23 protein-coding genes are annotated in these 23,289 nt (G+C 31.5%); 10 read left to right on the top strand and 13 right to left on the bottom strand.

Annotated elements, in window-relative coordinates:
- Positions 1-327: 327 nt before the first annotated feature.
- Complete coding sequence (locus ABID56_RS12640) at positions 328-873, top strand: hypothetical protein (protein ID WP_354221773.1); 546 nt, start codon at positions 328-330, stop codon at positions 871-873.
- 19 nt (positions 874-892) lie between these two features.
- On the top strand, positions 893-1,165 hold the full coding sequence (locus ABID56_RS12635; protein WP_354221771.1) for a hypothetical protein: 273 nt from the start codon (positions 893-895) through the stop codon (positions 1,163-1,165).
- A gap of 109 nt (positions 1,166-1,274) precedes the next feature.
- On the opposite strand, the gene ABID56_RS12630 is transcribed toward ABID56_RS12635, so the two are convergent.
- Together ABID56_RS12630 and ABID56_RS12625 are read right to left on the bottom strand one after the other, a co-directional pair.
- Positions 1,275-2,117 carry an NAD(P)-dependent oxidoreductase gene (locus tag ABID56_RS12630; RefSeq protein ID WP_354221769.1) on the bottom strand — a complete coding sequence of 281 codons (843 nt, stop codon included), beginning with the start codon at positions 2,115-2,117 and terminating at the stop codon, positions 1,275-1,277.
- A 183-nt stretch (positions 2,118-2,300) separates the two neighbouring features.
- Positions 2,301-2,594, bottom strand: coding sequence for a hypothetical protein (locus ABID56_RS12625; RefSeq protein WP_354221767.1), 294 nt, complete (start codon positions 2,592-2,594; stop codon positions 2,301-2,303).
- Between the two features lie 632 nt (positions 2,595-3,226).
- On the opposite strand from ABID56_RS12625, the gene ABID56_RS12620 reads away from it, so the two are divergent.
- A complete protein-coding gene (locus tag ABID56_RS12620; protein ID WP_354221765.1) occupies positions 3,227-3,802 on the top strand; it encodes a hypothetical protein in 576 nt (191 codons plus the stop codon).
- Between the two features lie 402 nt (positions 3,803-4,204).
- On the opposite strand, the gene ABID56_RS12615 is transcribed toward ABID56_RS12620, so the two are convergent.
- From ABID56_RS12615 to ABID56_RS12600, 4 genes are all read right to left on the bottom strand, one after another.
- Positions 4,205-4,474, bottom strand: a complete 270-nt coding sequence (locus ABID56_RS12615) for a hypothetical protein (RefSeq protein WP_354221763.1) — start codon at positions 4,472-4,474, stop codon at positions 4,205-4,207.
- 200 nt (positions 4,475-4,674) lie between these two features.
- Positions 4,675-5,331, bottom strand: a complete 657-nt coding sequence (locus ABID56_RS12610; RefSeq protein ID WP_354221761.1) for a hypothetical protein — start codon at positions 5,329-5,331, stop codon at positions 4,675-4,677.
- Positions 5,332-5,440: 109 nt separating this feature from the next.
- The gene (locus ABID56_RS12605; protein WP_354221759.1) at positions 5,441-6,472 is read right to left on the bottom strand and encodes a hypothetical protein; all 1,032 of its coding nucleotides are present in this window, start codon (positions 6,470-6,472) and stop codon (positions 5,441-5,443) included.
- A 1,611-nt stretch (positions 6,473-8,083) separates the two neighbouring features.
- Positions 8,084-8,440: a GIY-YIG nuclease family protein gene (locus ABID56_RS12600; RefSeq protein WP_354221757.1), complete on the bottom strand. Its 357-nt coding sequence runs from the start codon at positions 8,438-8,440 to the stop codon at positions 8,084-8,086.
- 274 nt (positions 8,441-8,714) lie between these two features.
- Here ABID56_RS12600 and ABID56_RS12595 point away from each other — a divergent pair, with 274 nt between their 5' ends.
- Both ABID56_RS12595 and ABID56_RS12590 read left to right on the top strand, forming a co-directional pair.
- A complete protein-coding gene (locus ABID56_RS12595) occupies positions 8,715-9,113 on the top strand; it encodes a hypothetical protein (protein WP_354221755.1) in 399 nt (132 codons plus the stop codon).
- A 399-nt stretch (positions 9,114-9,512) separates the two neighbouring features.
- Positions 9,513-9,917, top strand: coding sequence for a hypothetical protein (locus ABID56_RS12590; protein ID WP_354221753.1), 405 nt, complete (start codon positions 9,513-9,515; stop codon positions 9,915-9,917).
- A gap of 1,015 nt (positions 9,918-10,932) precedes the next feature.
- Here the strand turns inward: ABID56_RS12590 and ABID56_RS12585 are convergent.
- The 3 genes from ABID56_RS12585 to ABID56_RS12575 form a co-directional block, all read right to left on the bottom strand.
- On the bottom strand, positions 10,933-11,316 hold the full coding sequence (locus ABID56_RS12585) for a hypothetical protein (protein ID WP_354221751.1): 384 nt from the start codon (positions 11,314-11,316) through the stop codon (positions 10,933-10,935).
- A gap of 722 nt (positions 11,317-12,038) precedes the next feature.
- Complete coding sequence (locus tag ABID56_RS12580) at positions 12,039-12,596, bottom strand: SurA N-terminal domain-containing protein (protein ID WP_354221749.1); 558 nt, start codon at positions 12,594-12,596, stop codon at positions 12,039-12,041.
- A 256-nt stretch (positions 12,597-12,852) separates the two neighbouring features.
- Positions 12,853-14,025: a hypothetical protein gene (locus tag ABID56_RS12575; protein WP_354221747.1), complete on the bottom strand. Its 1,173-nt coding sequence runs from the start codon at positions 14,023-14,025 to the stop codon at positions 12,853-12,855.
- 276 nt (positions 14,026-14,301) lie between these two features.
- On the opposite strand from ABID56_RS12575, the gene ABID56_RS12570 reads away from it, so the two are divergent.
- Complete coding sequence (locus tag ABID56_RS12570) at positions 14,302-14,511, top strand: hypothetical protein (RefSeq protein WP_354221745.1); 210 nt, start codon at positions 14,302-14,304, stop codon at positions 14,509-14,511.
- 184 nt (positions 14,512-14,695) lie between these two features.
- Positions 14,696-14,878 carry a hypothetical protein gene (locus ABID56_RS12565; RefSeq protein WP_354221743.1) on the top strand — a complete coding sequence of 61 codons (183 nt, stop codon included), beginning with the start codon at positions 14,696-14,698 and terminating at the stop codon, positions 14,876-14,878.
- 345 nt (positions 14,879-15,223) lie between these two features.
- On the opposite strand, the gene ABID56_RS12560 is transcribed toward ABID56_RS12565, so the two are convergent.
- Positions 15,224-15,469, bottom strand: a complete 246-nt coding sequence (locus ABID56_RS12560) for a hypothetical protein (protein WP_354221741.1) — start codon at positions 15,467-15,469, stop codon at positions 15,224-15,226.
- Between the two features lie 622 nt (positions 15,470-16,091).
- On the opposite strand from ABID56_RS12560, the gene ABID56_RS12555 reads away from it, so the two are divergent.
- A complete protein-coding gene (locus ABID56_RS12555) occupies positions 16,092-16,403 on the top strand; it encodes a hypothetical protein (protein WP_354221739.1) in 312 nt (103 codons plus the stop codon).
- 289 nt (positions 16,404-16,692) lie between these two features.
- On the opposite strand, the gene ABID56_RS12550 is transcribed toward ABID56_RS12555, so the two are convergent.
- Positions 16,693-17,115, bottom strand: coding sequence for a hypothetical protein (locus tag ABID56_RS12550; protein ID WP_354221737.1), 423 nt, complete (start codon positions 17,113-17,115; stop codon positions 16,693-16,695).
- Between the two features lie 920 nt (positions 17,116-18,035).
- Between ABID56_RS12550 and ABID56_RS12545 the strand changes: the two genes are divergently transcribed.
- Both ABID56_RS12545 and ABID56_RS12540 read left to right on the top strand, forming a co-directional pair.
- The gene (locus ABID56_RS12545; RefSeq protein ID WP_354221735.1) at positions 18,036-19,472 is read left to right on the top strand and encodes a hypothetical protein; all 1,437 of its coding nucleotides are present in this window, start codon (positions 18,036-18,038) and stop codon (positions 19,470-19,472) included.
- 77 nt (positions 19,473-19,549) lie between these two features.
- Positions 19,550-20,035, top strand: coding sequence for a hypothetical protein (locus ABID56_RS12540; protein WP_354221733.1), 486 nt, complete (start codon positions 19,550-19,552; stop codon positions 20,033-20,035).
- Between the two features lie 1,710 nt (positions 20,036-21,745).
- Here the strand turns inward: ABID56_RS12540 and ABID56_RS12535 are convergent.
- Positions 21,746-22,150, bottom strand: a complete 405-nt coding sequence (locus tag ABID56_RS12535; protein WP_354221731.1) for a hypothetical protein — start codon at positions 22,148-22,150, stop codon at positions 21,746-21,748.
- The gene (locus tag ABID56_RS12530) at positions 22,143-22,976 is read right to left on the bottom strand and encodes a ParA family protein (RefSeq protein WP_354221729.1); all 834 of its coding nucleotides are present in this window, start codon (positions 22,974-22,976) and stop codon (positions 22,143-22,145) included. The genes ABID56_RS12535 and ABID56_RS12530 overlap by 8 nt, the downstream gene beginning before the upstream one ends.
- Between the last annotated feature and the right edge of the window lie 313 nt (positions 22,977-23,289).

Below are 23,289 nucleotides of genomic sequence, written 5' to 3'. Positions count from 1 at the left end.
AGCACGCACTATCTAATCAAGAATAGCGAAAAAGGGCTGGCAATCTTATGTATTTTTGATTGCAAAACTATGTATTTTTCTCTTGCAAAATACACACGGGAGACTTCGGGTTAAAATATTTATGATCAATTATATGAACAAGTTTAATGAACTTCATAAATGTACATACATAACTATAACGTTTTTAGTGTAGCAAAATAGAGTAGCTTGATTTTTAAATTTGAAACCACACAAATTTATTCATGTGGGTGTTCAATTAATAATCATCTTGCACGTAGCATAGTTATAAACAGGCGTTAAATACTCGCATTTTAGGAGTGAAGTTAAGTGGAGAGCGAAATCAAGAAAAAATTGGAAGAACTGAACAATCAAACGGATCGCTTTGTTGAGGAATTCAAGGAATATTTAACAAATAAACATGTAGCAGAGCAACCATCCACGCCGTTCATGAGCTATTTCACACATTCAATCAATGCAGCAACTGACTTCCAAGATGAAAACTTATTATTCGGCGGATTTCATATTAAAAACCTCAGTTCAGATACAATAAACGACCTATACATATGTTTACGTATTGATACCTCAGATCCTTTCACCTTCTCTGGAAAATTCCAAAGTGAACAATCTACTGTTAATGCTCAAGGAATACCAGCTACTTGGGAACGTTTCAATCATAGTGAAGACGAGAAAGAACATTGGTTTAATCTCACTAAAGATAATCATTTGCAACCGTTTGGTGACATTTCATTGTCCGATTTCCAAATAACTTGGCAAAATCACGTGCCATTTTCTTGTTCGATCACTGGATTTGTTTACACTGAATCAGAAAGTGACGGTATCACATCCCTTAACACCATTAATATAAAAATGTAGAGACTAAGGAGGGCTTTAATTGATAGATGAACAATTTTGGTTGATGACCTATAAGATGGTAAACGACTACGTTCCTCATATCGATGAGAACGCAACAAATGATGAGAAACTTGAATATTCCATCTTACTGCTTTTACTTAAATTAAAAACGCAGAGTATTAATGGTTCAGGTGATCACCATTTGAACGTGAAAGATGAATCATCCAGCGAACTTCTAAAAGAAATAGACAAAACCATCGAACACAATCAAAACCAATTTAATCAATTATTCGATTTAGTCACAAATTCTTAATGATGATAAATCACATTAATAGCCCCCAAATTACTAGATTTTTACCTCACTCTAATAATTTGAGGGCTATGTTCAGACAATGTCTAATGTAAATATGAACTAATCATTTTCATTTGGATTTGGATGTTAGTTTTCTCTCTCCCATCGCATCCATCAATTGCGTCGTCGCTAGTGCTGAGAATGGTAACGGCACATGTTGCTGAATTCCTTGCTGGTGAACAGCATTTAAATCAGTGAGCAAGACGTTCAACGTGGCGTCAGCCGTCCACTGAGACACATTGTCCCAATTTCGAACGACCCAACTATCACCCGTACTGACTTCTAATAAATTCAACAACTCATCTTGCGGTAAACCGTAGTGCTCCGCTAACTTAAGCCCTTCAGCAACAGCATTCACATTGACACCTAGAATCAGATTGTTAATTAACTTAGCGATTTGACTATTCCCTGTTTCAGATCCGTAGTAAAACGTATTGGATCCAAGCACGTCAAAATACGGTTGGCACGCTTTTACCACATGCTCAGGGCCTGAAACCATAATCGATAACGTGGCATCTTTTGCCCCTTCAACACCACCACTAACACCGGCATCGATTAAATTCAGATCGCTTTCTGCATCGACTTTGTCGTTCAACTGTTTCATCGTATCGGGATCAAGCGTGCTCATACAAATGACCGTCTTACCTTTCGAATCACCAGCGACCAGACCATTCTCTCCAAAAATCACATCAACGTTCTGCTCATAGTTACGTACCATTGAAATGACCGCTTCATCCGATTGATCCGCGACCTCTTTCACCGTCTCAACCATCGTCAAACCTTCAGCTTCAGCTTTTTCATAAACACCTTTAAACGCATCATAACCGACCACGTCGTAACCAGCCTTCACCAAATTCACGGCCATCGGAAACCCAATCGCACCAAGACCGACAAAACCGATTTTTTGACTCACAGAACATTCCTCCAATGATGATTTAAAAATAATAGATTTCTAATATAAAATACCACAGTTAATGTCATCGTAACCGCTTTCAAAATTGACATCAATCATAAAAGCTTTGTGTTGTGTAGTTGATCGATTAAAAATGCCACCTTTATCAGGTGGCGAGAACATACATCAATTTTCATGGATCTTCTATAAAAACGGGACAATCTCTGGCAGAACAAAAGGAAACACAGTTAAAAAAGGGATGACTAAATAGGTTAATCCTTTACGTTTTTCATCACGTTTCATTGCTTTATGAGTTAAAATTAAAAATGCCATAACCAAAACGAATATGGGATTTATGACAAATGACAGTTTGATTAACCAATTAAAGACATCCAAAGCTCTATCGGAAAAATACATCGCTACACCCCACACACTTACCCATTGTAATAATGTGAAACTTAACACCGACCACTTCAGCCATGGATATTTTTCTAACATAAATACGGCTCCCCCATTTTGTATGATCGTAAACCAAAACACTTGAAAGGTTCATTTGATCACTATATTTTTATGAAATTGGTCAGAATTCTAGATGGGTGTTGTAGGTTGCGTGTTAGTCTTGCGTGTTATTTTTAATAAAACAATAGTCTATATTTCCGAGGGGTAATCGAACGTTCTGATGTTTGATGAACGCCGACATGGCGAGTGTTTAATGAATGCCCTCGAAGGGAATCGAACCCCTATCGCAAGAACCGGAATCTTGTGTGTTATCCGTTACACCACGAGTTCAGACGCTTACAAGCTAACGTTTTCCCATCGCTTTGCTGACGGTGCTTCCGAAGATTATAATCACTTATAATCTGATTGCATCTCGTGTTATTTGAATTATTAACGCATTTAATACGTTAAAACTATATTAATGTATCTTGGAATTATGGTCAAGACAGTTAATAAAACGATTACAAATACCCTTGAAATATAGTCGTTATTAATTGATTATGTTATTGATTAGTGTTAACAAGTTAATTTCTATGAATATCAATCTGTTTTGTAATATGGACTTCACTTCTTAATCAATAATAACGTGCATAAATATAAGTGTTTAAACCTGTTATATAGGAGGGATATGTATGAAGTCATTGGAAGAGTTAATAAAAAAATATATTCAGAACCATGCACATTATGAAGATTGGAAATTGAGTGATTTTAGAAATCGCTCAAAACCACTAGAAGCACTAATTGAAAATGCTGTATGGGCGAAGGACCCAAGATTAAAAAGGGACTATCATCAAAATCGAATTCCACAAAAAACCCTAGAAGATATGACGAAGAAGTTACTTAATCCATTAATTATTAATGAATTACATAAATGCCAATGTTTCGATGACATTTTTACAATCTTGTATGAATTAAAGGAGCAAAATTTTGGCCCTTTAGCAATCTATGATACATCGTTAAGATTAGGGGCAATATTTGATTTGTATCCTTCAGTAATATATTTACACCAAGGAGCATTCGAAGGAGCTTTAAACTTATTAGGTAAGGACATTATACAATATAAGGCTAACTATTTTCTTAATAATGAAAACTATCCATATATAACGCTTGAACTTCTACCATATGAATTACATCAACTAGAACCATACCATATTGAGAACTTCCTTTGTATTAACAGAAATCAATTAAAAGATTTGTCCTTAAAATGATAATTGTTGTAAGTTCATTTTAACTTTAATTACTGATTTAAAAAACAAATTTAAACATAGATTTATGAGGTGATTTTGATTTGAATTATAAAAAAAGCATTAAATTTTAAATTAATGCCCTATCCCATTAACCTCTTAAACATTCCATCCGATATTTCGTAAAGCCTTCTCTATTGAATCAGCTTCTCTAATCATCCTAATTTTACGAAGCTCTTTTGCAAATGATGGCCAAGCTTGATGTAAAGCTTTATAAGAAGACGAGTTTGAAACCCATGTACATCCCACCTCCAGAACACCACCTCTTATAACAATTTGCATCGTGCCATTTTAATTGTAAACTCATCACACTCTGAATACCTTGCAAGGAATTTCCACAACCCATTACCTCTGTATTATTTGGTTCTAATAATCATCTTTCCTTATTCTATTATCCATTAAAATAGCGTATAGATATGATGGAGCCTGAAGATTTTGTAAAGGTACTGTGTTCTCTAACGGGACTTCATCCAAAGCTTTTTCGAACGTTTTTTTTGAGATAATTCTGTTAGTTGTACGCAAATAGAGCGTATTCATTTTTACTGAATATGAAAACTCCTTCCCTCTTTTTTGTTTAAATACCTCTCCTTCATTTTTTACTATCCTTTCCCAGACACCTTCTATTAATCCACCCAAAAATAATCACCTAATTAATTTTTTATTTTTATAGATTCAAGATGTAAATATTCAAAAATAGATTTCTATAAATTCAATAACAATACATCATCTTCCTTAGAATCTTATTTTTTAGATTCTAAGCCCACCCAAGTAAATAGTACTATATTCTACAAGTTATTGTGATGAGCTAAACAAAATATCTAAGTTTATAGTTCTTTTTATTTCAAAACGTAAGTGTTTGAGTCAACTTGGCTAAGAGTGTTCTCTTTTAGTCTTATTAAATAAACTCTTTCAGCCTTAAAATCAAAGTTTTTAATTTCACTTATTAACTTATCAATAAATTGCTGTGAATCATTATTGTAAGCTTCAAAGAAATCATACGTATTGATTACAAATAATAACGATACACCTCTATAATCTTTCAAACTCTTATTTCTTATATTAGCAAGCACCTTTTCAAGGTTATCTAAAGCTCTTTCTTTTAGACTTTTGACATCATTAAAACGCATGTCACCATAACCTCTTTCATTCAACCTTATTGCATCTTTATGTTCCCACTCACCATCTATATAAGAAGTTATTTCTAATTTTTTCTCTGTCCCATCTTGTTGAATAATTGAAGCGTCATATCCTTGGTTACCAAGTACAACTTTCCCCCTAGAATTTAACCCAAAATACTTTGACTGACTGAATAAAGTGAGTGGATAAAATTCTTCTACAAACTCTTTAACTTTTCCTTGTTTTAGTCTAACTATCTTTCTAAGCTCCTCAGAATCGTTTATTTCTTTCATCTTTTCTTCAAAATACAGTCTCATTTCTTGTGCTGTTCTATACTGTTCTAAATCTGTAAATAATTCATCTAAGTGTTTCACCATACACTTCCTCCTTAGACAATTCAACAAACATTCAATTACTTAAGAGGCAACCATTGACTAAGCCAGTAATATATCCTGAGTTTCTTGATTTCAAGTCATTATAGGCCTTCTAAATCCCCCACACTTCACCATTTAATAGGTTAGCAACATCCTCTGCTGACATATCTTGGTCAAAACCCTCCATATCTGATAAATCAATGTACCTTGTGCCTTGTACAGCTCCTTTGGATTTTTTCATAAAATTAGTTTCATAATATTTATCAACGAAGAAGTACCTTCTTCCTTCTTCAAGTTGATACCCATATTTATGCTTCGCTTCAATCGCTACCTCTTTAATAATTTCCTTTTGTTCTTCTGTTACGCTTCCTTTTAATTCTTTAATAATATCCACTCTTTCTTCTTCAGGTATGTACTGTGCGTCAACAATACATGAAATTTTACCAATCGCTTGTACAGATTTATCTTTATAAAGACCTAAATATTTCGTGTTTTGATAACCTCTGTCGGAAGGGTTATAGTAAACATTATATTTTAAATTTTGTTCTAATGTTTTGCCTGTTAATACGACTCTAATTTTCGAATCAGAATTATCGATTAAGTTTGTTTCATTACAAAATAATTCATAATCATCTATTAAATCTCTCATTTCTAATTCATAGTCATTTAAAACATTATTAAAACTGTTACAAATGTCCTTAAAAGTTGTTGCCACAAATTGAATGTTTTGTTGATTTTCATCATTATAAGTGTTTAATACATTGTTAATTTCATTTAGATAATCACTAGAAGTAGATTCTTTGTTTATCAATAAAAATATTTGTTGATTTTCATTTTCAAAACTATCCCAATGTTTCTTTATTTGTGGTAAATTTTTCTGTCCATATAATTTTGTTTCAATTACTACTTTAATACTTTCTTGCTCAATATAACCATCTGGAACACTACCACTTGATGCTTTCTCTTGCTGTTTAAATTTCACTGTTGTATTCAGCACTATATCATTGTTTTCGAAAAGAGCATTCATAAATTCTGTAAATTTTACAGGACTATGATTATATAATCTTCTGAATAATAATAGAGTGTTATTGGTAACCATGTTTTCCTTTTGTGAGTATCTAGGAAAATAGTGAACTTCTGACATATAAATCATCCTTTTATAAAATTTGGTATTATTAATGACTCTCGTGCTGTAGGGTTATTAAATTATAACTACCTTTGTCAAATTTTTTTAATCCCATAAAATTTATTAGGTAATGTAAAGCTTGAATTAACCACTTGTTCAATATGTATTGTATCTGCTAATGTAATTCTAATATCCTTCTAATTCTGTGAATAATTTTTGTTAGAATGGTCACCTAATTCCTAGATTGCCATGTTAGTCTGTAACTTTAGAAAACATTTTAATATAACTACATTGTATGAAGTTATATTATCCTCACCCTTAAAAAATAAATTTCCAAATTTTAAGTTTCTTTAAGTAAATAATACTATATTTTCAAATTGAAATCATTAATATTGTTAAGTAATAAATTTTAAATACTATTATCATTTCTGATACTTTACCTTCTAGAAAACAACTAAAATAAAAATTACAGCGCAGTAATCCGTTCTTAAGTAATGTGATAAATTTGTTTATATAATTAAATAGAGTGTTTATGTGGTTAATTCAAAAAACAAATATAAAAATCAATTTTTTTAAAGGCAGTATAGTTGTTATAGAGAACACACTTTTCCCCATGTTTACTAACCAGGGAACTACGAAGCATATATAGGTTTAAACAAAACTAAAATGGTGAAAATATTACTTTTGCTCTTTCACAAAACAATCCATCATAATTTAATTGAAAGACGGAAAGGACTATTAAATTTAGTGATAATGTCTAGAAAATATTTAACGTCTGTCTAGTCTCTTATAATCCCATGTTATTTTTTGCAAGTTCAACACAGACGATTCCTTAATAAATTGTAACCTTTCTTCTAAGTTTTAATGTTCTATATTCTATAAATTACCTCTCATTAAAATAGACATATGTATTGGCAGAAACCTCGTTTTTATTCTTATATACTCCCCCCCTTATTTTAATGCAATTCAATTCTTCCTACATGTTTTGTTTATCAGTTAATTTGACTAACTTTCTTAATTGTGTAATCGTATCTCCTGGTTCTTTATAAAAGGATATATCAGTACTAACGTTTAATGTTTCACAAAACAACAGTAGTTCGTCTAATGTCGGTTCTTGCTTATAATTTCCAATATTAAAACACCACTACTCGTTTTCAATTCATCTATAATTATTGAACGTGGTTGTTAACCACGATATTCTTTTAATGTCTCCTTAAATAACTCATGATTAAAACGTTTTATCGACATGACTATCCAACTCCTCATATTAAAAAGCCCCTAGTTTCTACTAGGAACTTTAAAACTAAGAATATAAACAACTGAGAACATCTATGAAATCATTTTAAGTTTTATAAAACAGTCCCTCATATTCTAAGAACCGTTTCACTTATGTTTTAAGAGCTTATTTCTTATATTTGTCGAAAGGTAAAAGTTCTATTTTTATTTCTACTTTATCTCTAATATTTCTTGAAAATCATGGGCTAGAGATAATTTTTCATCATTTTAAGCCCTCCCTTTTGAATTTCGTTTTGACCCTTCATTAATAATTGACTGGTCTTTTTTGTGCATCTCATACAAGAAATTTCGATAACGATACGGTTTGCGTGGTCATCAACATCACCTCATCAACTAATGATTAATTAAATGAAAAGCCCGCGCTGGTTTCCTATTAACTAATTCTTGTTCAAACAATGCTGGGCTTGCTTCAATAAATAATTGTTCAGCTTCTTTGACCTTGTGCTTGTCTGGAACTGGGAAAGAAACAAGGACTTTAAAAATGAGATTGCCTTCCAAGAACAATGCTTGAAGTTGTTTGTTGGGATGTTTATTCATTTGTAGCAGCGAGCGGTGATGGGCAATCCGAGAGCGCATATTGATACTCGAACCGATATAAACGTGACCACTCTCGGTGTCCTCTAAGATGTAAACGCCCGCTAATTCGGGCACATGGTCATTAGGTAAGTACTTAATGTTATTTTGTAACAACGTTATCAACTCCTTATAAGTTTTGAACTATGTAACTTAGTTCCTTTGAAACTTAAGTTATAGAAAAAAAGACAGTTAATTCAACAACAAAATCATTGAATCTAACTGTCGATTAAAAAAATGTAATGATGTTAAACCCTGTCATAACAGGCTTTATGAACAATAATGTAAAAAATAAAAAGCTGACTTAACTGTCATTGGATAAAATGCTTGTTTTCTAACAAAAAACATCTTTTTAAAGTAAAGTGTTGAAAAATGAAAGGATGTTTGATGGATGAAAACGGGGAAGGTATCAATTAAATCGATTAACGGACATTTATACGTTTATTCTTGGCAGTATGTGCCTGTTCATTTACGGAACAATCCAGATTCAAAATATAGATGGCTCTATATTGGGCCATTACATTCTCAAGAAGTTGATGATTTTATCCATTCATTAGATGAAGAAGACCAAGCGCAAATCTTTGAAATGATTGAGGAAAGAAAACGATATCTGCATGACATCGAAAAAATGAAACAACAGTTGTTGAAGCAAGAACCAACTAAAACAGAATACGAACGTATCAAACAAATCAACAACACGAAGAACCGCAACAAAAAGTTACACGAGTTCGATAAAAAGTTAAATCGCCTATCGAAAAAGAAACTCCAAAATCAATACTTGAAATCTTAAGACCCTAAAACCAAGTTCCTAAGGTTTTTAAAAGCAACAATAGAAACCATCGTCATCTTTTAAATAAGGTGACGTTTTTTTAATAGATTCTAATGAAATTTAATATTGGTAAAACGATTTTATAAATCAGCTGCATTTTTAATATAAATCTATTTAATAGATTGAAACTAAAGTTAGATGGTTTTAAATAAATTTAAATATGGATGATGGCAAAAATTATAGTAGAAGATGGGTCATACAAAAAACTAATAATGTAATAAAATTCTACAAACTGCTCAGGCACTTTTAATCAAACGAGTTACTAGTGTCTTTATTTTTATGTCTTAACTGTTATTTGAATTGATACATTAATCAACTATGCTTAAAACACATCTAATTTATAAAGGAGTGCTCAGAACTATGCCGTCATATGATATTCATGATATCCAAATCAAAGGCAATCAAGCAAGTCTATCAACTATCAAACACCTACTGATTGTGAGCAACAATTTAGTTTCTTTTAACCGAGTGAACACCATTTTTCAAGATACATATAACGTAGAAGCGTTTCACAAACTGCAGTATTGTTTATTACTTGAACAAGAGTTTGGGATTAACGAACTGAACATTAAATATTTGAATCCTAACAAATACCTTAATATCCTATTTCAATTTATAAGTGAAACATTCGATGATATTATTATTTTTTATACCGTGATTGATACATTGGACTTCAATAAATCGTTACATATTATTTCAGATGGCCAATACCATACCACTGATTCATTTGATGTGACTGACATGATGCATAGCCGTTATTTTTAAATAACGTTTAATATCATTTAAATATTGATAAATAAAACATCATCAAATTATATTAGATTGAATTAAATTTAATAAAAAACGATTAAATCATATTAAATATCATCAAATAAAGGAACCCTAAATCTTAAAAGTCAAAAGCTTTAAGCTCTCTTGGCGAGAGCTCTTTTTAAAAAGAAATGCGCTTTTTAAAAAGGAATGTTTTACGCCTTTCGCCTTTGAATTTTTTATTCAGAAGCCGACGCTTTTAACGCACTTGAATTTAACATAACAATGTTTACTTCCAACAATCATGATTTTATAAATCAACAAATCCTACTATCATTTATCAAATGAACCATAACAAATATCGTCATACCAACACTAAACACTATTATAATATTTAACCACTTAATATCCAATTCATCAATGGATTTTTTTAATATAATCAAATCATATATTTTAATACTTTCAAACGAACCAATACTAACACTAATGATTGTCACTCAAGTCGTTTAAACTTAAATACAAAGAACGAACGATTTAATCTATCGATATATAAGACATACCATCATATAATTATTAATCATAAAGTCATTTTAACAATGGTTTAATGACATTATCTTAAAACTCAAATATATGAATTGAGATATTATCATATTGGATATAAACAAAAGTACAAAACCTAGAAAAGAAGGAAGAACAACAACTCATCTACTTTCCCGTCCCGTCGCTTTTTAAACCAATTTTGAACAAACGGTAAAGAACATTGTACTTAATAGAATTGACCAAGGTAGAGAACATCACTTCTATGATATATACAAAATAAACCAAAAAAACAACAAAAAGAGTTACTTTTGCATAAAGGGGTCAATTTTGAAAGAGAAAAAACAAATAGCATTACCAATAACACAATAATTTTTGTGCATTTCGCCTCCCATATATAAACTAAAACGCTCAGAGTATTTTCTGAGCGCTTTTAACGTGATATTTAATTTTCTTCTTCAACTAAACCTCTCGATAGATAAACAAGATTATCTTATTTTTCCTTTATGGAATTAATTAAAAATTCTTCTGCTTCTTTTGGATTTCCTGTGCGAAAAACAATACTGTCTGTATCAAAATATATGAAGTAAGGAGCTGATTTTATTTCTGCTTGATTCCGTTCCTTCATATGTTTTAATGTTTTATAATGAATAGTATTGAGAACTTTTCCAGTTTCCTCATTATGTTCTTTTAAAAATTCAGGATTTCCATACTTACCATCCACAACTTCTTTAACAACAAGTAAACTATAAGTTCTTTCTTCTTCTGAAACGAAATCACCATATCCCATTGGAAAACTTGAATTATTTTCATTAGAACATCCTACAAACATCAAGGTTATTAAAATCGGCAAAATGACTGATTGTAATCGTTTCATTACGTACCTCCCGAATTAAAAAGTTAATAATTATTAACCTTATTAAAAAAACGTTTCGTTAGTTTAAGACAAATCTTCACAATTTCTATAATCATTTTAACATAAATTTTCCATTTACCTTTAGAAATATAATCCACCATAATTTATGTGAACTATTTGAATTAAAACTACATAAAAACCTATTAAAATTTCATTGCAATTCACACCAGAAGTCTCAAGCATCTCTCAAACTAATATACGCTCACTTAAAAATTTCAGTTCAAGGAACCCCCTTTGAAAATGATACTAATAAAAAGACCAAAAGTTAAAAGTCCTTTCAGGTAAATGATGTTCGTTTTTCGGATTTCAAATAGTGTTGTATTTATCCATGTGATTTGCAATCTCCTCTAAAAAAACGGAATTTTAAAAAGAAACTGCTACCGTTTCAACTATGTAGTTCAGTTTTAAAGTACAAACAATAAAAATGTAGCATAAAATGAGTATTGAATTTTATGGCTATTTGATGCTTGTTTTTCATAGTTATACCAATGTTTGCTGTTGTTTTGAGTAGCTATTTACATTGGAAAATGCAACCCACTTTGCGAACCTACAATCATTATTGAAGACCTCCATAATCACGTGCAAAAACTAATGCTATTTTGACAACAAAAAAGAGCAAATTCCTTACCGGAAAATGCCCATTCTTTTTAAACTAACGCTCCCGTTAGTTGAAGAAGAAATTATTATTTAATTAGTATTTCAATTTCATTTTCGTGTTCTTTTAACAACGCATCAATTGTTTGTTGTATATCGTCATTCAATTCTTCAGCTTCTTCTTCTGTTTCAGGGTGCTTATCACCAAAATGTTCTTTAAAAAATTCATTTGCATAGGCACTTCTCTTAGCACTTCTCTCTATAAACTTCTTATGAAACTCTTTTGGCTTCATATCAAACCTTTCAGCCTGAGCCTTTGCAAATTCTCTAATTTCATTCGCTTTATCAGTATCTACATTTTCAGAAGGGTACTGACCAAAGGACTCAATTGACTCTTCGACTTCATCTGATACATCGATTCCCATTTCCTTAGCTTCTTGAATAACAACAGTTTCTCTAACCATTGATTCAACAACTTCAGGTAAATCTTCATCTTCCACTTCAACGAAAAAGCGAATGTCCCCAACTGTTATTTCTTCTCCCCTTACAATAGCGGCTACTTCGTCATTGTCATATGTAGCTGAGCCTGAACATCCCACTATAAAACTTAAGCTTATCAAAATAATACTACTAATTAATTTGTTCATTGGTTCACCCCTAAGTTTGTATAAGTACCAACTTCGTGATAAAAGGCTTCTTCAACAACCCTGCGAAATTAGTTTAATAACGTCATTTAACTCATTTTACCATAAAAATACCAATTTACTTTTGGATTTCACACATTATGTTATTCGATTATATTCACAATTACCTCTACAAATTAGTCTACAATTTCATATAAAAAAGGAACTGCTACCGATTCAACAGCAACAGTTCCTGGTTATATCCGATTGGTATATCGTTTTATGTTTGATTACTTCTATCTTCTTGTTTCTTAATATGTACTAATCGCTTCAATTCATCAATTTTAGCCTCATGCTCTTCCAATTTATCTTCTAAGTCACTAATATAATCTGAATGTGGTGACACATTAAAATCAGATGTTTGTTGTAATGACTGACAAACCGTTTCAATTTGATGATATATATCGTGTTCATGAACTAAATCATTGAATTGTTTCTTAATACTTTGCGTGTATTCATCTCGCCCATCATTATCCTTCCGATAAACTAAAACTGGATTCATTAATAATCGTTTGGCATTATCCTGTTCTAAATCAACTAAAGCCAGTGCACCTGTTTCCACCAACACACCGACATATCGTTTAATGGTTTGACGATTCATGTTGGGATGCTGCGTTAACTGCCCAAGACTCGATACCGACAGATAGTCTAACTCCTCGTCCTTGTGTTTTCGAAGTTTTAATAATGAATTGACGGATAATTCATGTTCGGGATTATTGACTAAGTAATAGGAATCGTAATGCATGCCGCTAAATAATAACATGAGGAAACCTAAAATCTTTAAATAATCCATATTCCCTTTCCGCTCTTTCAAGGTTTCATCCAAGTTATCTATCAACCGACTTAACACATGTTGATACACCTTCACTTTTTGTTTCTCTTTACGTTCTTTTTTGGTCATCATCCCTTTAGTAACCAATTCAGGATTTAAAACCATTACATTTTTTCGACTATCATCTGGGTTTGATTCAATGTCTAGGATATTCAAATTACGCCAGGATTTCAAACGCTGGCGAACGCCATCTTTGGATAACGTCCAAATGCTTTCTAAGTCTTTCGTTGTCACGAACGTCTTCTTATCATATTTTAAATAATTTTCGTCATATGAAACATATGGTAATAGCAACATGAAATAACCTAGTTCTTTAAACGATAAGCTCTTAGACATATCGTTAACAGCATCTAATTTTAAAAATACGAATTCACCACGTTCATCCGTCTTCCTCATATTTTTCTGTATGGCATACTTACGTCTTATTTCGTGCGAAAAGATATTTTCAACATTATGGTCTTCACCGTTATATTCTTTTTTGCTGATTAATTCGCCAGTCTCCTTATCTAAAACTGTTTCTTGAATCACTCGTTTGTCATTCGAATTTACATTGTCTAGCATCAATATAACACTCCTTGGTTTTGGGATGTACTATATTGATTGAGTAAGAAAATTGTTTTCCCTTTGATTGATTTTAAAAGTTTTGAGCATAAAAAAGACGGCCTGTTCTTAGCCTAAGCAGTTCAGTTTTGGAGGAAAAAATTTTAATTTGTACCCTTCATTGAACTACTTTTTACATATGAAAATACAACCTAAAATGGGGAATTTATAAAATTAATATTTATATGGTAGAATAAGGTAAAGAATGTTATTCAAAGATAAGAGGGGAATTGATTTATGACATTAAAAAAGTTCATTGAAGATAATGCCAGAATTGTTTTAATGATTTCTCGAACAATATTCGCAGTATTTATAATGATTAGTGTTTATGCGTTTTTTAATCAAGAAGAAATTGTAGCTAAATTACTTGCAACAAGCGGCTTTATCGGTATGCTGTTCTTATTCACTATGTCTTTTTTTAAATCTTCAAAACCAATAAACAATTAATACAAATACCTTAATAAAGTATAAGTAATTCAGTATTGGAGTACAAAATTGCAATCAATACCCTTAATTGAACTCCTTTTTACATAAAAATTATCATCTAAAATATGAGGCTATTTGTAATTGAAGTTGTATAACTAATTGGAATAACATATAATTTATAATTTTGCTTTTTGGGGGAATTTGTATGAATCGTTATCAAAAAATATCTTTAATTATTTTAATAGGTTGTCCATTAGTATTCTTGATTTTTTCCATTACTACTGGACGATGGGGGTTTTTATTGTGGAGCTTATCAACTATTGCAATCGCATTAACAATATGGAAAACAGGTTCAAACCCCAAGCATTATAAGCAAAATTACAAATAGTATTGAGGTTCGTGAAGAGTTCTACTTAAAGTAACAGGGGAGTTAAATAAAACTGTGCATTTTCCGAAAAGGAATTTGCTCTTTTTTTGTTATCAAAATTGCAATAGTTTCTTCACGTGATTTTGCAAGTCTCCAATAATTATTGTAGCTTTGCAGATTAGGCTACATTTTCTTGTGTAAATGACTACTCAAAATACAAATGAACATTAATATAACAATAAAAAATGAGCGTCAAATTGCTATACAATTCAACGCTTATTTTATAATGCATATTTATTGTTTGTACTCCAAAACTGAACAGCTTATTCTTAATTGTCATAGTTCATTTATTAAGTTATATATGTTTTAAATAAGATGTAAACTGGAAGTCACACTGAAATAGACCCGGCAGATAAAACGCCCATTTTTCTCAACTGCTTCTTTTCGCACATAAACGGCATTTAAAACATTCTTGTTCGAATCTATCACCGTCATTTCCTCATTTTCTTCTTCAAATACCGTCTTCATTCTTTCAAATTCATCTTTATTCTTAAATCGCTCATTTCTCAATTTTTTGCCAGACTGTTCATCTATAAATTCTAGTTGATACATGTCTCATCCCCCATTTTCTTCGTTTTGGCTTCATATATATTATATATAACTAGCTGTAGAATGGAGCAATTATCGTTCTTCTTATTTCGACATATTTTTCAACCGTCTACGTTCCACCTTCCTTTTTATCTACTTGTTCGACTTTCTTAACTCATTAAATGCTTAAATCTAAGTTTTTAATGATTATAGTTATGAAACGGCGAATTTATAGCATTTGATTGTTATCGGATGTCATAACGAACAACAAGCTGTTTCCTATTAAATCTCACAGTTAAAATATATAAACCAAGCATCCGACAAACGTCATAACCTGTATGACGGTGTATGATGACATATGACATCTCATGACAGTTGTCATATGACGTATGATGGTGAATGACATAAGGTGACGAACGTCATAAACAGTCATATGACATATAGCACATGGGGACAGTTGTCATGAAACGTCTGATGTTATAAATCGCATTCTAAGGCTTGGCATAAAAGATTTCTCAAATTTATTAAACTAATTTATAAATTAAATCGCCTTTCGCCCCGAAAAAATTAATTTATTTGATACGCTAAATATAGAGATAACATTCATCTCGACAAAATTAATGAAGAAAACTAGGAGGAATTTTTTATGCCTACATATAACCGAGAAAAAATTGTGAAAGATAGCCTTAATGAAAAAGGGAACGTCGTGTTTTGGGAATTGTATCCTAAACTACCCATTAAATTAAAACTAAAAGTAGCAAACATTATTCAACATGGTACTTCGTTCTCTAAAAGCTATTACAGAAAATCAACTCGTAATTATAAGAATGATGAAGTGCTACACGAAAGGGTTTTTGAAAGATATAAAAATAGAAGGAAGAAATCAAAAATGAAATATGGGGTTAAAAAGACTTTAGAGAATAATGGATTTCATTTGGGTAAAGCTAAATTAAAATAAGTATTTCACTATACATAACATAGCGTTTTGCCACAATTGATAATTCTAAAACATAAAAGACATTTAAACAATGGCTATTAAAAAGCGCCACTTAATGTTAAGTAGTTCCGATACGGTGGAGAAAATTTAAAATAACAAATAAATTGCCATACTAAAGGACACTACTTTTAGCACCATAAATAACAGTATAAATAGTAAACATGGTAAACTAAAACGCTTGGGTAAAATAACCCGAGCGTTCTCTTTTTATATTTTCTTGTTCAACTAACTCACCCAATAGTTTAATAAGCTATCCTTTCTTTCCTTTTAGTTTTGTTATCCAAAATAACAAATGAAAGTAAAAATTAGACGCAAAAAAACCATACACTGAAAATGAAATTACTTCTGCATGACTGATATTTGTATAAAATATTAAAGAATAAATAATACCGACGAGTATACCAGCTAACGAATATAAACCTAATTGAACAAAGTAACGTAGTAATTTTGAATTTCTATTAGTTCTTTCAGTTAACTTATCAATTATTATTGATAGTGGTATCCCCACAAGAAGGTAAACAGGTCCAGCATAAATTATGACAAAAGCAAATGTTTCAAAAAAGCCAAAATAATAAACATTAGGTTCTCGTTCAGAACTAGGTACATAGGATACCAAAGAAAAAATTGTTGCAAATAAAATAGAAGATACTACTGCCGTTAATAATTTTTTCACCTTCACGCCTCCTACAGTCAAAACACAATAATCCATTTTATTATATTTTACTTCCCGTTAGTTTAAGAACTTCCCTTCACAATCTTTTCGTTTATTTTAACATGAAATTACAACCACCCACTTAGTTGATAAAAATAAACACAGCAATTGTCACTATGTTATTTAAGGTGCGATTCCGTATACGAATTCAAGTTTTTATATCCAATAAACTTTGATATATAGGAAAAAACAACACGTATTTTATTCTTCCCAATGCTTCTTCTACGTTTTCTGCTTACTTAATGAATTAAATGCTTAAAACTAAGTTTTTAATGATTATCGTTATTTGTTCATGAATCTATTCACTTGCAAATGTTAAAAACTGTATGACGGTGTATGATGACATATGACACCTTATGACAGTTGTCATATGGCGTATGATGGTGGATGACAGATGGTGGCGAATGTCATAACCAGTCATCTGACATATGACACAACGAGACAGATGACATAAATCGTCTGATGTTATAAATCGCATTCTAAAACCCTGACATAAAGGTTTCTCAACACATTTAAAATTGATTATACAACTTGGATGTTAAAAACCTTTGAATCTAGTTTCAATATTAATAGCCGGTATAATCAGAGACGTTTCTCTCCTTCCACCTTCATAGATGAATGCCTCAATCATAATTGGGTCTATTAAATAGTCATCACTATAATTCATTCGGAACAGAACTTTTTCCTGGATGATTTTCAGCACTTTCTATATAAAATCTCAGCGTATTTTAAATATAAGAATTTGATATATTATGCCTAATGAATCAATCGTTACCCAATTAAAACATGAAAATAATACTGCGCTAATTTTACAAAAACATTAACATTACTTACCATTTTTGATACTCTTAGTACATAAATCTACATAAGGAGACAATAAAATGAGTAAAAAATACTTAGGTTTGTTAGTTATTAGTTTAGGGGTGTTAATTGCATTAGCTATGCTATACGTTTCCCCTTTCAATTCTGATAATAATCAAACGGTACAAAATCAAGTAAACAATACAGAAAACGACGATTCATCTCAACCTGATTATTTTAAAGGTGATGAGATGACATTAACGGATGAATCTGGTGATGAATTTACAATGTCACTCGAAACATATGACAAAGGCAACATCCCTTCTGATATTTTGAAGCTACCAGAAGATATCCAAGACTATAGTGGCAGCACTCAAAATGTTGATGGCGAGTCTTACTATGATGGAACAATTGAGACGGAAGATGGACCCATTCATTTCCGTGTTAAATATAAAGATTATATGTTTCAAACTTTAAGTGATGTTATCACTGTCTTTAATAATGCAGGAAAAAGTGGCGATACATCTGAAGAAGGTGAACAAGAACAAGATAATGAATCCGGTAATGACATTTACGAAAGTGGCACCGTCGATTTAACTGAACGTCCGATGTTAGAAGGAAAATGGGATGAAGTTACTTACAGTGATAAGATTAACCTTCGAAGCGTTTCGTTTAGTTCAGAATTACCTCGTTTCGGGAAAGAATTAATCGTTCAATTTGAAATTGATGCAGGTCACATTTCCGAAGGCAAAGAAAGTCAAAAAGAAAACATTAAAGAATCGCAATTGAATACATTATTAGATTTAATGACGACATATAATCCTGATGCGATTTATAATGGTCAAATGGGTATTTATGATACCGAAAACAAGATTCATTTTGATAGCTTGTTAGATGACGATGTTACTCACGAATACCCAATTGAACGCGTAACGGAAGTCGAAAACCAAGATATTTATTTACCTGAAGGTTACGAGTATCAAGGAACAGATAACAAGAAAGAATGGGACCATTACACTGTAAAAGACCACGAATTATTTGGAGATATGGATGCATACACATGGACGAGTGATGGCTATCCATTGGAAGGTGATAAAGCATTAGAATCTGTTTGGTCTATGAAAGGTACCGAATCGAGAACTTCTAGTTTTACAGGTTTGAGCATCGTTGGATTTTATGAGTTAGGTCATGACAAGGATTTTTCAAGAGAAGATTATTTAATTTATTTCGGTGATGTTGCTAAACATTGGGATTTCGGTGGCGATATTTTTGAGGAACTCGATAAAGAAACAGCTGAAGATATGGGTTATGAATTTAATTCTGGTATGGAAGATAGTCCTTTCCCTTCCTCGTATCATTTACCAGGCTTTTTCGTTTCAAAAGAAACAAGTGATGGCGAGTATTTCAATGTTTATATTTTAATTAATGATGTTATAGAAAAAAATCAACTCGACGAATATTCAAACGATTTTAATAAAGATAAAGTTATGGGAATTATGGAATTATTAAGACAATAATCAATCATTCTGTTTTGATACTTAATAAACTTTAATAATTGTATTTAAATAGAAAATATAAAAGGGGTTTTAAATCAATGCTGAAAAAGACTAATTTATTTATGCTATTAATATTTCTTTCAATAATATTAATAGGTTGCAACGACAATGAAGATTCGACATTGAATGCTTCGAATTATTCATCCATAAACACTGAAGCATTACAGAAAAAAGAAATTGAATTAATTGAAGAGAACGATGGGTTTCAAATCACTTATAAAGATGTGACTGATGAATATATTGATGAAATTATGCCGGTTATAAAACGAGAATATCAAACTCACCGAGACGAAACTGGTTTTGAAGAGGGATTTGAAATTCCTAAGAATTCTGTTCAAATTTTAAAACGCACTAATGTTGCGAGAGTTTATTTCGATGTCTTGTTAGACGGAGGAAGTGATTCAAAAGTTATGATGAAAATTGATTTGGATTCTTCAAATTTTGCTAGACGTGGGCATATTGATTACCCTAGTTTTGGACCCGGTTCTCTAAGTGAAATGCCTAGCGAATTAAATATTGAGTAATTTAATATAATTTATGATGGCAATCCTGCTTGGATATGGAATGGTATAATGGTGTTAATATATGTCAGTGGCGCCGGCATCATTTATCCAAGTTTTTTATTACCTTACCTATAAAATACTTTTAACGATGATTTCACAAAGTTTTTCTTACTTAGGTTATTTTATAGTCACTTACTTTTATTGTTTGCTTACTTAATAATTGCAATGTACAAGCTGACTAATTCAACAAATTGAACAACTTATAAATTCATATAATAAGACTCTTGATTATTATCTTTTGGACCACATGTAACATCAAAATGCACAGGTTCTCCAAATGTTTAGTTATTAAACATTTGGTTCTCTCAATTCAAAAAAGAATAATAAAATAACGCGACATATATCGAAACAATAAAAATCGGGAACAGAACCGGGAAAAATAATAAACTTTGGAAAAAATAACGATTTTAATAGGAAAATGAATCATAGCGTTAAATCACTTGGTAAATCAAACATTGAGAAGGTAATATGGAACGAAATTGGACCGAAAGAAGATGGAAAATCGCTTTTATTCTTCTTTATATCCAATTGAATTCCTCGATAATCTAACAAACAATCGGCATCGTTTAACTGTCATCGTTTAATATGTAACAGTTAACTAAGGATAAAACGGAGAAGGAAATGTGAATCTCGTTAATAATTTATCGAATAAATAACACAGTTCCTCCTTCAATTTCCATCTAAGTTGTTTCAAATGAATAGAACTTAGGAACGATGAAGGATGGAACGTTGATGGGATTTAAAATAATTTATTCAACGATAAATTGATGAAACGAAATGGAGTTATTATATATTCAAGAAATCTTATGATTGGTTATGCAATGAGTGGTTAAATTATCAAACGGTAACATCATTAAATATTAGATGGAATTTAACTGTTCGTATTTCGATAATCAAGCTAATCAATATCAACAGTTGTTTGATGACTATTTGAATGGTTCGTATTAATTTATGTTATATCATTTAAAATTTATAAGTATTTTATTCAACTAATAATATATGATTGAAGGTTTGATTCACCATTTTGCGGAGGGAGTGAAAATGCCTTCTACCCCCTATTTAAAGGGTAGACTGGCCTTAGCATCATATTAATCTATTTTGCTGTCGGTCGTTCATTAGCGTGAAAACTCAAGGTCGCCCAGGTCCTGCTTTACCAACCACATCACCACAATGTTCGTTTTCACCTACCTCGCTTTCGCGACAAGTACGGGGTATGTGTTCATTTTATCTCCTTTCGATAAAAGACACTCTGGGGGTGTAACGCCCCTCTAACGGGCTATCACACGATGGTTAGTCGTGGCCACAGGATAGACGTGAAAACCTGCCGGATTGCTTTTTTCGTCTTTGCTTCTAAGTTCATCCTATTTCGTTTTTACCTTCTACTATTAGTTTATCAAAAATTTTTAAGTATCCTTTTCAAGTTTCAAATTTTTTTATAAACTATTTAATAATATTTGAAATCAACCTTGCCAAAAACGTGGACAAACCGGGCTAAAATTAACTTCTTATTACTTGAATTTTTTCGCATTTTCATCCACAATATAATCATTGGCGGGCAGTTGTAGGTTACTTTTTTATTTTATCGATTAAAAACCGCATAGCTTTTGCTATGCGGTCCTATTTTTATTCTCAATGTTATTCCTTTATCGTTCTATCCCCACTAAACAAACTTCACACAACATCAACTTCGTTATCATTTAAATATTGTATAATGACCTGCGCATATAATTCTTTCAACGAACAACGCGATTTGATTTTCATTTCTTTGAGTTCCACTAGTTTATCCTTTTCAATTTCAAAGTTGGTGGTTTCTAAATAATTTAAACTGACGGGCGTTCCATTCAACGTTGTTTCTGTTTTGTGCTCATTATTCATATGTTTGATTAAAAAGTGTTCCAGCATCTCATTATAAACTTCTTTGTGGTAACGATTTTCTTGCACGCAGTACAACTTAAACGCCCGAACGACATCAACGGGCACTTTCGTATTAACAATCTTCGTGTTTTCTACGGACGATTCACGTTGCTTTTCATTCGTAACACCGTGCATAAACTCCTGAAGATTAAGATTAGTCATTAGTATCACCAGCCTGACTTGATGTTACGTTTCCAAGACGGGCTAAGATTTCATCTCTTAAGTCTTTGTGAAGCCGAAGCATAACAGAATCTTTGGCATATAACTCACCATTTTGTTTCCGATTTGGAAAACCATACATGGTGTAATGATTAATTTGTGTTTTACGTTTTAAAACCGTATCAAATAGCAAGTTGCTATATTTATCAGTCATTGCTTGTAACATGTTTTTCCCAGCATTATAGGGGTCAGTCATTGTCACAGAAATACCTAACAATTCACTTTCAAACGGGCTTTTATTTTGTATAGCTTTGATATCGTTCATATATGTATCAATCATCTCGACAGATAATTTTTCTGATGTAGTGGTGACAATATGATGGGTTGCCGTAGCCATCACAGCAATGTTTAACGCTGATTTTGAAGGTGACATATCGAGTATTACAAAATCATAGTCTCGTTCCGTCTTGAGTTGTTCGATAAAATACTTAAAAAATAGATATTGGTTATCATAAATCTTTTTTTCAGTCATAACTCGTTCAAACGTATTAATTTTTTCATGACCAGGAACCAAGTCTAGATTCTCGTTTACTTCCACAATATTCTCTAAGATATCTTCTTGTTTGATAGCCTGATGAATATTTTTAGTCGATAGTTGCCGTTTTTCTGTATCTTCCATTTTCTTTGTTAACATCTCGGTTCCGTTCATCTGAGAATCTAAATCGATAAATAGTACCTTGTAATCTTCTGCTAATAAATTCGACATAATAACGCTGTTGACGGTTTTGCTGCAGCCACCTTTGTAATTACCAAATAATAAGACGTTCATAAAAATACCTCCATAAATATTTAAAGTAAGTTCATTATTATAATTAACGAAGATTTTTATCATCCCTTTAAAAATTTATTAAAAGTTTTAAATGTTTGAAGGATTTAAGGGAATAAGGTGTTTTGGTTAACTGTCATGAAATATTTAACCGTCAATTAAAGTTAATTAATAAATAATATTTTTATAAAATACAATTATACGCCTAACAATTAAGCAAACGGGAGTGTCAATAATTTTGTGTAAATGACCCTAGTCTAGTAGAAACGTTAGCTTGTTATCTAAGATTAGCTGTAGCTTATGAGATGCTCCAAGC

It is taken from the genome of Alkalibacillus flavidus, from assembly GCF_040545925.1.
GTDB lineage: Bacteria > Bacillota > Bacilli > Bacillales > Alkalibacillaceae > Alkalibacillus > Alkalibacillus flavidus.
Note: the sequence above shows the minus strand (reverse complement) of the source record. Positions and strands in the feature narration are given on the sequence as shown.

Coding starts and splice junctions, on each gene's coding strand:
- ABID56_RS12595 (WP_354221755.1), top strand. CDS start 8,715: ATGAAAACGGGGAAGGTATCAATTAAATCGATTAACGGACATTTATAC.
- ABID56_RS12585 (WP_354221751.1), bottom strand. CDS start 11,316: ATGAAACGATTACAATCAGTCATTTTGCCGATTTTAATAACCTTGATG.
- ABID56_RS12590 (WP_354221753.1), top strand. CDS start 9,513: ATGCCGTCATATGATATTCATGATATCCAAATCAAAGGCAATCAAGCA.
- ABID56_RS12535 (WP_354221731.1), bottom strand. CDS start 22,150: ATGACTAATCTTAATCTTCAGGAGTTTATGCACGGTGTTACGAATGAA.
- ABID56_RS12565 (WP_354221743.1), top strand. CDS start 14,696: ATGAATCGTTATCAAAAAATATCTTTAATTATTTTAATAGGTTGTCCA.
- ABID56_RS12605 (WP_354221759.1), bottom strand. CDS start 6,472: ATGTCAGAAGTTCACTATTTTCCTAGATACTCACAAAAGGAAAACATG.
- ABID56_RS12580 (WP_354221749.1), bottom strand. CDS start 12,596: ATGAACAAATTAATTAGTAGTATTATTTTGATAAGCTTAAGTTTTATA.
- ABID56_RS12560 (WP_354221741.1), bottom strand. CDS start 15,469: ATGTATCAACTAGAATTTATAGATGAACAGTCTGGCAAAAAATTGAGA.
- ABID56_RS12575 (WP_354221747.1), bottom strand. CDS start 14,025: ATGCTAGACAATGTAAATTCGAATGACAAACGAGTGATTCAAGAAACA.
- ABID56_RS12530 (WP_354221729.1), bottom strand. CDS start 22,976: ATGAACGTCTTATTATTTGGTAATTACAAAGGTGGCTGCAGCAAAACC.
- ABID56_RS12620 (WP_354221765.1), top strand. CDS start 3,227: ATGAAGTCATTGGAAGAGTTAATAAAAAAATATATTCAGAACCATGCA.
- ABID56_RS12570 (WP_354221745.1), top strand. CDS start 14,302: ATGACATTAAAAAAGTTCATTGAAGATAATGCCAGAATTGTTTTAATG.
- ABID56_RS12540 (WP_354221733.1), top strand. CDS start 19,550: ATGCTGAAAAAGACTAATTTATTTATGCTATTAATATTTCTTTCAATA.
- ABID56_RS12545 (WP_354221735.1), top strand. CDS start 18,036: ATGAGTAAAAAATACTTAGGTTTGTTAGTTATTAGTTTAGGGGTGTTA.
- ABID56_RS12610 (WP_354221761.1), bottom strand. CDS start 5,331: ATGGTGAAACACTTAGATGAATTATTTACAGATTTAGAACAGTATAGA.
- ABID56_RS12625 (WP_354221767.1), bottom strand. CDS start 2,594: ATGTTAGAAAAATATCCATGGCTGAAGTGGTCGGTGTTAAGTTTCACA.
- ABID56_RS12555 (WP_354221739.1), top strand. CDS start 16,092: ATGCCTACATATAACCGAGAAAAAATTGTGAAAGATAGCCTTAATGAA.